Here is a 10454-nt window from a genome sequence, read left to right on the forward strand (position 1 = left end):
TTCGTCGCGGGCGAGCTGATCGACCGGGCCAGCGGCGGATGGTTCACCCAGCCGCGCGACGACGGCACCGATCCGCTGTTCACCGGCAAGCCGGACCTCTACCACGCGCTGCAGGCGTGCCTGATCCCGCTCCTGCCGGCCACCGGCTCGATCACCCGCGGGCTTATCGACCGCGAGCTTGCGCTCAGCTGACCAGCAGCGCCTCGACCTCGGCGCGGTCCGGCGCGCCGAGCCGGCCGCCGAACTGCCGGCACTTCAGCGAGGCGGCCACGGTGGCAAAGGCCAGCGCCGCCACCTCGCCGCGCCCCTCGGCCAGCGCCAGTGTGAAGGCGCCGTGGAAGACGTCGCCCGCCGCCAGCGTGTCGACCGCCTCGACCGGCGGCGGCCGCAGCTGGCGCACCTCGTCGCCCGCGAGCCAGAAGCAGCCCTCGGCCCCGGCCGTGACCGCGACAAAGCCGGGCAGCCGGGCCGCGAGCGCGCGGAGCGACTCCTCGATCGAGGCGCCGCCGACGCAGACCAGCGCCGCCGGCTCGGAAAACACCGCATGGCTCGCCCGCTCCGCGAGATCGAGGATCACCTCCGGCGGGCCGACGTCGGCGTCGAGCACCGCGAGGCGGCCCGCCGCGCGCGCCGCATCGAGCACCACCGCCGCCCCCTCCGGCCAGCGAACGTCGCAGAGCACCGCGTCCGCCGCCGCCACCGCGTCGAGCGGGATCCACCCCGGATCGGACCCCAGCGCCGGGCTGTAATACGGCACCACCAGCCGCTCGCCCTCCGCGTCGATCAGCACCGAGCAGAGCGGCGTGGGGGCGTCCGCCACCCGGCGCACCATGGCACAGTCAACCCCCGCCGCGCCGATCTCGCGCAGGAACAGCGTGCCGCGTTGGTCGTCGCCGATCCGCGCGATCAGCCGCGCCTGCCCGCCGAGCCGTGCAATCGCCGTCGCCGCACTCGTCGCCATGCCGTGCGCCACCTCCAGCATCGCCGTCGGCAGGATCTTCCCCGGCCCGAGCGGCAGCCGCTCGACCTGATAGAGGAGGTCGTAGGTCGCCGACCCGCAGCACACCACCGTCGTGCCCATTGCCGTCACGTCCCCCGGTCGGGCGGCGCCGTCGCGCGGCCCGCCTTACGCCTGCCCGATCTCGACCACCAGCCGCTGGAAATACGGCGCCTCCGGCGTCGCGATGATCCCGGGCCACTCCGGATGGTGCAGCGTGTCGGGAAAGTGCTGCGCCTCAAGGCAGATCCCGGCGTACGGGCCGTAGGTCTGCCCGTCGAGGCCGGTGCCCGGGATCGTCATGTTGAATGCGTTGAAGACCTGCAGGCCCGGCTCGTCGGTCCAGAGGTCGAGCTTGCGCCCGGTCCGCGGGCAGAGCATCCGCGCCGCCGGCCGCTTGCGGTCGCGGTCGTCGCGCAGCACGAGGTTGTGGTCGATCTTCCGGTCGCCGATCTCGCGTTCCTCGGTGAAATCGAGATCGGTGCCCTCGACCGAGCGGAGCTCGCCCGTTGGGATCAGCTCGGCATCGACGGGGGTATAGCGATCCGCGCCCAGCACCAGCACGTGGTCCTGCACCGTACCCGACCCGCCGAGATTGTAGTAGTTGTGATTCGCTAGGTTCACCGGCGTCGGCCGATCCGGCAGGCCCGACATCTCGCAGACCAGCCGCGGCCCGTCGAGCTTCAGGCTCACCCGGAAGTCCACCGCGCCGGGATAGCCCTGCTCGCCGTCCGGGCTGGCATAGGCGAGAAAAACCGTGTTCGAGGCGCGCTCGACCTCCATGTCCCAGATCCGCCGGCCGAGCCCCATCGTGCCGCCGTGCAGGTGGTTGCGCCCGTCGTTCGCCGTCAGCTCGAACCGCTGGCCGTCGAGCTCGAATGCCGCCCCCGCCGTCCGGTTCGCCACCCGCCCGACGATCGCCCCATGCGACCGCGCGCGATGGAGATAGCCCTCGAGCGTCGGGAACCCGAGCAGCATCGGCAGGCTGCCGCGGGGACCGTCGACCCGCCAGTCGCGCATGATGCAGCCGAGGCTCAGCACCGAGATCGCCGCCGCGCTGCTCTCGAGCACCACCTCGTCCACCGCGTGCCCGTCGTCGGTCCGGCCGAACAGTCGCTTTCTCATTGCGCCCTCCCGTCTTCGCGCCCGGTTGTGGCATGGCCGCCCGGCCCCTCGCCAGCGATTTTCGCTCGGGAACCAAGCGGGCGCGCTCGCGCTTGACGGCTGGGTGCGCCACGCGCACGCAGCCGTCCGGGCGCCTGCCGCGCCGAACATTGGGAGAAGCGTCCGTGGCCATCACTCGCGCCTCAGCGATGATCGGCGTCGCCGCCGCCGCGCCGTTCCTGATCCGGCGCTTCGGCCTGCTCGCAGTCCTGTTCGTCGCCCTGCGCGCCCTGCCCCTGCGCGGCCTGCTCGCGGGCAGCTTCACCGGGTTCTGGGTCGTGCTGCCGGTGCAGGCGCTCGACGGCATCGGCGCAGGCCTGATCGGCATCGTCACGCCGGTTCTGGTCGAGCGGCTGCTCGCCGGCACCGGGCGCTTCAACGTCGGCCTCGCCGCGGTGATGACGGTCCAGGGCATCGGCGCGTCGCTCAGCAACGTCGTTGCGGGCGCGCTCGTCACCCGGGGCGGCCATGGCCTGTCGCACCACGTGGGCGGCGCCGTGGCGCTCGTGGCCGTCGGGCTGCTGCTCGTCTTCCGCCACCGGATCGCACCGCCAGCCCCGCGTCCCGCCGCCTGGGGAGCGTTAGACACCTGAGGATCGGGCGTGCTGGTTTCCCCCGGCGCGCCGGATTCAGCGGAATGCGGCCTTCACCGCCGCGCCCGCCACCGCGAAGTCCATCTTGCCGGCAAACCGCGCCTTGAGGATGCCCATGACCTTGCCCATGTCGCGCACCGAGGCCGCGCCGGTCTCGGCGATCGCCCCGCGCACCGCCGCCTCGACCTCGGCCTCGGTCATCTGTTTCGGCAGATAGGCGCGGATCACCTCGATTTCCGACAGCTCCTGTTCGGAGAGGTCGAGCCGGCCGCCCTCCTCGTAGATCCGGGCACTCTCCTGCCGCTGCTTGATCATCTTGCCGAGGATCGCGAGGATCTCCGTGTCGGGCACGCCGTCGGCATTCTCCTCGCTCCGCGCCGCGATGTCGCGGTCCTTCACCGCCGCGAGGATCAGCCGCAGGGTCGAGACCCGGGTCGGCTCCTTGGCCTTGATCGCCTCCTTGAGGTCGTTCGACAGTCTCTCGCGGATCATCTCGGCGGCTCCCGGCTGCGGCAAGGCGCCCGTGTATAGTCGTTCGCCCCCTGCGTCACAAGGCCGTCATCCCGCGACAAGCCCTTGATCTCGCACCGCGTCAGGCCGGCTCCGCGGCCGGCTCCTCCAGCCCGTCGGCCGTCACCAGCTCCACCACCCGACCGTAGAAGCCCGCCGGCTCGCGCCGCTGCGAGATGTTGACCACCGCGGTCCCGGCCAGTTCCTGCGACAGGATCGAGAGCAGCAGCTGGCGGTTCGGATCGTCGCGCGGATCGAGCCCCTCGTCGGCCACCAGCCACGCCGGCCGCGCCAGCAGCAGGCGGGCATAGCCCAGCCGCTCCTGCTCGCCCGTGCCCAGTTCCACGTCCCAGCGCCCGGCCTGGTCGAGCCGGCCGGAGAGCTGCCCGAGGCCGACGCGCGCCAGCGCGGTCCCGATGGCCGCATCGTCCGGGGTGACCCCCTCCGGCACCAGCGCCTCGCGCAGCACCCCCGTGGGCAGCAGCGGCCGCTGCGTCAGATAGGCGACCTGCGCGCCCGGCGGCATGGTGATGCGCCCCTCGCCGTTGCGCCAGAGCCCGGCGAGCGCCAGGAAGAACGTCGTCCGCCCCGACCCCGGCTGGCCGAGCAGCAGCACCCGTTCACCGGCGCCCACCTCCACCCGGTCGTCGGCCAGCGAGACGGTGCCGTGCCGGCTGCGCACGCGCACCGCGTCGAGCACCAGCGGGCCCGCCTCGGTCTCCTCGCGCGCGATGACGCCGCCCGCCGCGTCCGCCGCATCGAGCCCGACCAGCGCCTCGCGAAAGCTCATCACCCGGAACAGCGCCGCCCGCCAGTCGGCGATGACGCCGGTGTTGTCGACGAACCAGCGCAGCGACGACTGCACCTGGTTGAAGGCGCCGACCACCATCATCAGCTCGCCGAAGCTGAGGCGCCCGGCGAAATAGCCCGGCGCCGCGACGATGATCGGAAACACCAGCGCCACCCAGCCATAGCCCGCCGTCACCCAGGTCAGCCGCGCCCGCGCGAAGGCGACCTGCCGCAGGACGCCGACGAGCGAGGCAAGGCTCGCCTCGAGCACCCGCCGGCTCTCGGCCTCGCCGTTGGCGAGCGCGATCCCCTCGGCGTGCTGCGACGCCTGCACCACGCTGGCGCGAAACTCCGCCTCATGGGCGTAGCGGTCGGTTCCGAGCCGCACCAGCGGCCGGCCGAACCGCCATGAGATGAACGAACCCGACGCGGCGTAGAGCAGCGCCGCCCACACCATGTAGCCGGGAATCGCAAGATCCCGCCCGCCGATCGGGATCACCACGTCCTTCGACAGCACCCACAGCACGCCGATGAAACCGATCAGCAGGATGGTGGATTGCAGCAGGCCGATGCCGAGGTCGGCGGTGTATTCGGTGAGCGTCTGGGTGTCGGCCTGGATACGCTGGTCCGGGTTCACCCCGATCTCGCCCGCGCGGCCGATCCGGGTGGCGCGCCCGGCAGTCATCCAGTTGCCGATGAGATCCCGCGTCGCGAGGTCGCGCAGCCGCACCCGGATCAGCTGGTTCGCCGTCGTCTGCGCCACGTTCAGGATCAGGAGGCCGGAGGCGATCACGAAGAAGACGCCGAGCTGGTGCAGGAAGCCGTGCCAGTCCCGCCGCTCGATCGCGTCGTAGAACGGCTGGTTCCAGGCGTTCAGCCGCACCTGCATCACCGCGGTCAGCACGATGACCACGAAGAGCCCCCCGGCGAGCAGGATCAGCCGCAGCCGCCCCGGCGTGCGGTTGATCTCGCGGGCGATGGCCCGCAGGCGCGCGGTGGCGCCGACGGGACGGGAGGGCTCGGGCGGCGGGCTCATGCCCCCACATGCCACGGCCGCCCGCCGGACGCCATCCACCCTCGCAGCGACCTCCGGTTGGAGGCCGCGGCTTGCTGCGGGCGTTCGAAACCGGCAATAACTATCTGATATTATTATGTACTATCTCGGACGTATACACACCGTTTCACGCGCGAAATCCGCCCGTTCACGCTGCCGTGCCTCTCCCGCCACGGCTCGCTCAGACGCCGGCCTCCGTCCCGGCCGTCGCCTCCGCTGCCGCGAGACCGGCCGCATAGCGGTGGCCGAGCGCGACGAGACCGGCCGTCGAATAGTGCAGCCCGTCGTCCTCGGCCGGCGTCGGCTCGCGGCTCGACACCACGGCGATCCCCGGCCAGCGCTCCGCCGCGAGGCGCACCTCGTTGCGGATCGCCGCGCGCACCGGGTCGTCGCCGACGAAGCCCGGCGGCAGCTCGCCGAAGACGATGGGCAGGCCGGCGCCGAGGTCGGCCCGGATCGCCCGGACGAAACGGTCGATCGCCCGGCGGAACGTGGTGGGCAGCATGGCGTTCGACGCGTCGGTCTCGAACCCCTGGAACAGCAGCGCCCGGAGCTGCCAGTCGGGATGCGCCGCCAGCGCCTGCCGCGTCAGGGAGACGAGCGCGTCGTAGAGGTCATCCCCCGGGTTCCAGCGGTGGTTCCAGAAGCTGGTGCCGCCGACCGCGCCCGCGACGAACACGATCGCGTCGCCCGGATGCGCGGCGAGGAAGTCGGCGGCGAAACACTTGGCGATCAGCACCGGCCCGCCGTTGCCCTCCGGCGCCGCGATCTCGTCGGAGGGGGCGACGAGCCCCTCCGCCGTCATGAAGCGCACCGCCCCGGGCCAGGGCGCCGAGCCGTCGGCGTCGGCCCGGCTCACCATGTTGCTCTGGCCGGCGAGCGGAAACACCCACGTCGTCATCTCAGGGCTCCAGCGTGAAGCTGAGCACGCAGGGCGCGTCGCCGAAGCGCTCGATCGCGTCGAGCGCCTGCCCCTCGTTCTGCACGATGAACAGCCGGTCGGGGTTCAGGCCCGGCGCGCTGTCCGGCCACGGCTGCCGCCCCGTCCGCCAGTCACGGCCGTATTTCGCCAGCATCGCCGGCGTCACGGTGAACCGCACCTCGGCCGATTCCCCCGCGGCCAGCGTCACCTGCGCGTGCCCGAGCCGTTCAAGCAGGCGCGGCACCCGTTCCTCGCAGACCAGATCCTGGTGATAGAGCTGCACCGTCTCGGTTCCGGCCCGGTCGCCGGTGTTCGTCACCCGCGCCGTCGCCGTCAGCACCGTGCCCTCCGCCACCGACATCCGGGCGCCGTCGAGCGCCCAGTCCGACAGCGCGAAGCGGGTGTAGGAATAGCCCTCGCCGAAGGTGTAGGCGGCCGGCCAGCGCGCGCCGAGCCCGAGGTAGTAGGCGCACCAGTGGTGCCGCTGGCGCCGCGAGGCCGAGCCCGCCACCACCGGCACCGCCGGGCGGTCGGTGCGGGCCGCGCGCGAGTCGAACCCCGAGGTGATCCCGTCACCGATCGGCAGCCCGTGCGACAGCCGCCCCGTCGGCTCGGCGCCGGCGAGGATGTCGCCGATCGCCTCGCCGGCGAACGTCCCGGTATGCGCCGTCCAGAACAGCGCGTCCGCCGCCTCGACCTCCGGCGGGAGATGCAGCGCCCGGCCGGCGGTGACGAAGACGACGAGCACCGCGCCCGGATTCGCCGCCCGCACCGCCGCGACCAGCCGGCGCTGCACCTGCGGCAGCCGCGGCTCGGCCAGCGTCGCGGACTCGCCGCTCCACGCGTGCGGCTCGCCGAGGAAGACCACGACATGGCTCGCCGTCCGCGCCAGTTCCACGGCAGCGGCGATTTCCTCCTCCGCACCGTCATAGTCGCAGCCGCGGGCACAGGTGGCCGCCGGCCAGTGCGCCCGGATGCCGGCGAGCGGCGTCGAGACGATCTCGAGGTGCCGGTTGCCATGGCTGGAATAGGCGCCGAGCCAGTCCTCAGGATCCTGCTCCGCCAGCGGCCCGAGCACGCAGACCTGCGCCTCTGCCGGGATCGGCAGCACGGCCGGATCGGGCTCGCGCGGGCGCAGCATCACCACCGAGGCGCGGGCCATCTCGCGCGCGGCGGGCGCCGGCCGGTCGAGCAGGCGCGCCTCGCGGTCGGGCGCGGTGCCGAGCATCGGGTCGTCGAGCACGCCCACCCGGTCCTTCAGCTCCAGCATCTCGGCGGCGCGCACCAGCAGCGCCTCCTCCTCGATGCGCCCCTCCTCCACTAGCGCCGGCAGATGCTGGAGGAACAGGAGCGAGCACAGGTCGATGTGCACGCCCCCGTCGCGGAAGCCGCGCAGCGCCGCCTCCTTCGGGCTCGCGGCATAGCCGAAGCCGCCGTAGAGCTCGTAGATGCCGTCGTAGTCGGACTCGATGATCGCCCCCGGCCCGGCCTTGGCCTTGGCGATGTCGCGCAGGAACGGGTCGGCGTGCGCCGGCACGCCGTTCAGCGCGACGAAGCTCATCATCACCCCGTGCGCGCCGGCCGCGAAACCGCCGTCGTAGCGCGGCAGCACGGTCTCGAGGAACTCGACCCGCTCGATCGGCAGCGCGGTGTAGTCGGGACCGGCCGTGTACTGGTACGGCCCGAGGTGCTTCAGCACCACGGCGAGGCGCCCGGCGCCGAGCAGCCCCTCGGTGCTCGCCCGCGTCACGTCGCTCATGAACACCGGGTCGGAGACGATGCCGCCCTCCTGCGTGCGCCCCTGGTTCTGCGCGAAGGCATAGTCGCAGGTGAGCCGGATCAGCGTGACGCCGGCCAGCCGCGCGTCGCCGGCCGCCTCGACGTGCGCGCGCCGCACCAGATCCATGTCGAAGCAGTAGAGCGGGAACGGCGCGATCTGGTAGAACCCGCGCCGCCCGTCGTCCTTGACCAGCAGCGGCGGGTGGCCGTTCGCCACGGCCGCCTGCTGCAGCTCGGCCAGACGCTCGCCGACGAGGCCGGTGCCGCCGACGTCGCCGCGCGCCACGCCGAGCGCGATGTCCTCGCCCGTCAGCTGCTGGTAGCGGCCCGCGTCGATCGACGTGAGCTGCCCCGCCAGCTGCCGCAGCGTCATGCCGCAGGCGATGCTCCAGGCGCGATTGCCGATGTGCGCGGGCCGCGCAAAGCGTTTCCTCATTGCAACACTTCCCCGGTGTCGTGGGCGTAGAGACCGCCGATTTTACGAATTCCTATCAATCGGTTTACCATGAGTTAACATCGCACTCGGCAGGATCTCGCGCACAGGCGTAGGATTTCCGCGGGGTGACCCCTCGGAGAAGGGGAGATGGAGGACAGTCGGTCAATCATGCCGCCACGCGGCTTCGCGGCGCCCTGCGGAGAGGGGCCACGATGAAGCGTTGCACGACGTTCTGGGGCCTCGTCTCGGCCTACTGGATGTCGGAGCGCTGGCGCGAGGCGTGGGCGCTCACCGCCGTGGTTCTGGCGATCACGCTCCTCGTCAGCAAGGCCGCGGTCTGGACCGCCACGGCGAGCGCCGACTTCATCGCCTCGCTCGCAGAATTCCACCGGCCCGGCGCGGTCGATCCCGGGCGGGTGATCCTGCTCTCCGGCCTCGCCTATTTCGGCATCGCGCTCGCCCGCTCGCTCGGGCTCGCCTTGCGGCACCTCGTCTCGACGACGCTGCACCGCCGCGCCCGGCGCTGGCTCATCGCCCGCTTCGACGCCGAGATCCTCTCCGACCAGCGCATCGCGCTCGACCTGATGAGCGACCGGGGCGCCGCCGGCAACGGCGGGCGGCTGCCCGACTCGATCGACCAGCGGCTCGACATCTGCACCGACCACCTCTTCGGCGGACTGATCGGCCTCGTCATGGGGTTCATCGGCGCCGTGGCCTCGGTCTGGTTCGTCACCGTGGCGCTCGTCGCCCGCAGCGAGCCAGTCGACTTCCTCGACCGGATCGGCGCCGCGGCGAACCGCGGGCTCGAGACCGTGCTCGGGCCGGCGATCGCCGGCCACATCGACCTCGTGCCCGGCGACTATGGCACCGCCATCCTCGCGCTCGGCCTCGTCACGCTCTACATGCCGCTCGTCACGCTCTTCGCCTGGCACGTCGGCCGCGGCGTGCAGCAGCGGACGCTGGAGCGGCAGGAGAGCGACGGCGCCTGGCGTGGCGAGCTGGCCTCGATGCTGAGCCGCGTCGGCCTCGTTGCCGCCTCCCGCGGGCAGTTCGTGCAGCGCGACACCAACGCGCGGCTCTACGGCGCGATCGACCGGGCGTGGCGCAAGCAGAATGTCTGGGTCGCCACCATGCTGATGTTCACCGAGGTGACGAACTTCCTGTCCCAGCGCCTGCTCGCCTACGTGCCCGCGCTGCCGGCGTTCATGGCGGGCAGCATGAGCTTTCGCTCCTACGTCGCCGCCTCGGAGCTGACGACCGAGCTGATCGCCGGCGCGTCGTGGTTCACCAACGTGATGACCGAGATCGCGGTGCTGCGCGCCAACGCCGCCCGCCTGACCGCGCTCGCCGCCGCGGTGGAGCGGGTGCGCGACCGCGACCGCTTCTATGGCGAGACCGGCCGCAGCGCCTTCAAGCGGCGCGAACTGGTCGCCGGGCCGATGCTGGTGCTCGAGGATCTCGAGCTGTGCCATCGCGGCCACGACGTGCTGCCCTTCGTGCGCCTGCCCCGGCTGGTGCTGCGCCGGGGCGACCGGCTGCATGTCAGCGGGCCGAGCGGCTGTGGCAAGAGCTCGCTGCTCAAGGCCGTGGCTGGGCTCTGGCCCTACGGCGGCGGCCGGATCGGCGTCGCGGCCGGCGCCCGCGTCTTCCTCGCGGCACAGGAAGCCGACCTGCCCGACCACCTCAGCCTCGGCCAGCTCGTCGCCTATCCCCGGCGGGTCAGCGACAACTACGACCGGCTCGCCGTCGCCGAGGTGCTGTCGCGCGCCGGCCTCGGCGGCTTCATCCGCGATCTCGACGAGGCGCTGCACGGCGGGCGGCCGTGGCGCGACGTGCTCTCGGGCGGCCAGCGGCAGCGGCTGGTGCTGGCGCGGATGCTGCTGCAGGAGCCCGATATCCTGCTGCTCGACGAATCGACCTCCGCGCTCGACCCGAAGGCGGCGGCGGAGTTCCATCACGCGCTCGAGGAGCGCCTGCCCGACACGGTGATCCTCTCGGTGCTGCACACCGCCGCCGCCCCGACCGACGCCGCCGGCCGGCCGTTCTACAACCAGACCCTGATGCTCACCCCCTCGGTCGCGCTGGCAAGCGCCGTCGCCGACGCCGATCCGGTCCCGGCGCCGGTGGCCGCGCGCCTCGCCAGCGCCGCTCCGTCGCTGCGCCTGCAGTAGCCCGGTGCCGCGGGCTCACGTATAGGATGAGCCGCAGGC

Annotated in this window: 9 protein-coding genes; 3 read left to right on the forward strand and 6 right to left on the reverse strand. The window is 72.5% G+C overall.

Annotation, left to right across the window (positions count from 1 at the left end; all coding sequences use genetic code 11):
- Positions 1 to 18 precede the first annotated feature (18 nt).
- Positions 19 to 192: a hypothetical protein gene (locus tag QM699_RS07380; protein ID WP_415012711.1), complete on the forward strand. Its 174-nt coding sequence runs from the start codon at positions 19 to 21 to the stop codon at positions 190 to 192.
- On the opposite strand, the gene QM699_RS07385 is transcribed toward QM699_RS07380, so the two are convergent.
- The gene (locus tag QM699_RS07385; protein WP_415010520.1) at positions 185 to 1081 is read right to left on the reverse strand and encodes a PfkB family carbohydrate kinase; all 897 of its coding nucleotides are present in this window, start codon (positions 1079 to 1081) and stop codon (positions 185 to 187) included. The genes QM699_RS07380 and QM699_RS07385 overlap by 8 nt on opposite strands.
- 45 nt (positions 1082 to 1126) lie before the next feature.
- The gene (locus QM699_RS07390) at positions 1127 to 2122 is read right to left on the reverse strand and encodes an aldose epimerase family protein (protein ID WP_415010521.1); all 996 of its coding nucleotides are present in this window, start codon (positions 2120 to 2122) and stop codon (positions 1127 to 1129) included.
- 164 nt (positions 2123 to 2286) lie between these two features.
- Here QM699_RS07390 and QM699_RS07395 point away from each other — a divergent pair, with 164 nt between their 5' ends.
- Positions 2287 to 2754, forward strand: a complete 468-nt coding sequence (locus tag QM699_RS07395) for a hypothetical protein (protein ID WP_415010522.1) — start codon at positions 2287 to 2289, stop codon at positions 2752 to 2754.
- 36 nt (positions 2755 to 2790) lie between these two features.
- Here QM699_RS07395 and QM699_RS07400 read toward each other — a convergent pair whose 3' ends face one another.
- From QM699_RS07400 to QM699_RS07415, 4 genes are all read right to left on the reverse strand, one after another.
- Positions 2791 to 3246 carry a GatB/YqeY domain-containing protein gene (locus QM699_RS07400; RefSeq protein ID WP_415010523.1) on the reverse strand — a complete coding sequence of 152 codons (456 nt, stop codon included), beginning with the start codon at positions 3244 to 3246 and terminating at the stop codon, positions 2791 to 2793.
- 100 nt (positions 3247 to 3346) lie between these two features.
- Complete coding sequence (locus QM699_RS07405; protein WP_415010524.1) at positions 3347 to 5089, reverse strand: ABC transporter ATP-binding protein/permease; 1743 nt, start codon at positions 5087 to 5089, stop codon at positions 3347 to 3349.
- Between the two features lie 199 nt (positions 5090 to 5288).
- Entirely contained in the window at positions 5289 to 6008 is a 720-nt protein-coding gene (locus tag QM699_RS07410; RefSeq protein ID WP_415010525.1) for a sialate O-acetylesterase, read from the reverse strand.
- A gap of 1 nt (position 6009) precedes the next feature.
- Positions 6010 to 8244, reverse strand: a complete 2235-nt coding sequence (locus QM699_RS07415) for a glycoside hydrolase family 3 C-terminal domain-containing protein (RefSeq protein WP_415010526.1) — start codon at positions 8242 to 8244, stop codon at positions 6010 to 6012.
- Between the two features lie 212 nt (positions 8245 to 8456).
- On the opposite strand from QM699_RS07415, the gene QM699_RS07420 reads away from it, so the two are divergent.
- On the forward strand, positions 8457 to 10415 hold the full coding sequence (locus QM699_RS07420) for an ATP-binding cassette domain-containing protein (RefSeq protein ID WP_415010527.1): 1959 nt from the start codon (positions 8457 to 8459) through the stop codon (positions 10413 to 10415).
- Positions 10416 to 10454: the final 39 nt, after the last annotated feature.

Origin of the sequence: Amaricoccus sp. (assembly GCF_047602525.1) — a bacterium.
Lineage (GTDB): Bacteria > Pseudomonadota > Alphaproteobacteria > Rhodobacterales > Rhodobacteraceae > Amaricoccus.

What these genes read in the sequence shown, in the direction of transcription:
- QM699_RS07400 (WP_415010523.1), bottom strand. Translation starts at nt 3,246, where the DNA reads ATGATCCGCGAGAGACTGTCGAACGACCTCAAGGAGGCGATCAAGGCC.
- QM699_RS07415 (WP_415010526.1), bottom strand. Translation starts at nt 8,244, where the DNA reads ATGAGGAAACGCTTTGCGCGGCCCGCGCACATCGGCAATCGCGCCTGG.
- QM699_RS07385 (WP_415010520.1), bottom strand. Translation starts at nt 1,081, where the DNA reads ATGGGCACGACGGTGGTGTGCTGCGGGTCGGCGACCTACGACCTCCTC.
- QM699_RS07420 (WP_415010527.1), top strand. Translation starts at nt 8,457, where the DNA reads ATGAAGCGTTGCACGACGTTCTGGGGCCTCGTCTCGGCCTACTGGATG.
- QM699_RS07410 (WP_415010525.1), bottom strand. Translation starts at nt 6,008, where the DNA reads ATGACGACGTGGGTGTTTCCGCTCGCCGGCCAGAGCAACATGGTGAGC.
- QM699_RS07405 (WP_415010524.1), bottom strand. Translation starts at nt 5,089, where the DNA reads ATGAGCCCGCCGCCCGAGCCCTCCCGTCCCGTCGGCGCCACCGCGCGC.
- QM699_RS07390 (WP_415010521.1), bottom strand. Translation starts at nt 2,122, where the DNA reads ATGAGAAAGCGACTGTTCGGCCGGACCGACGACGGGCACGCGGTGGAC.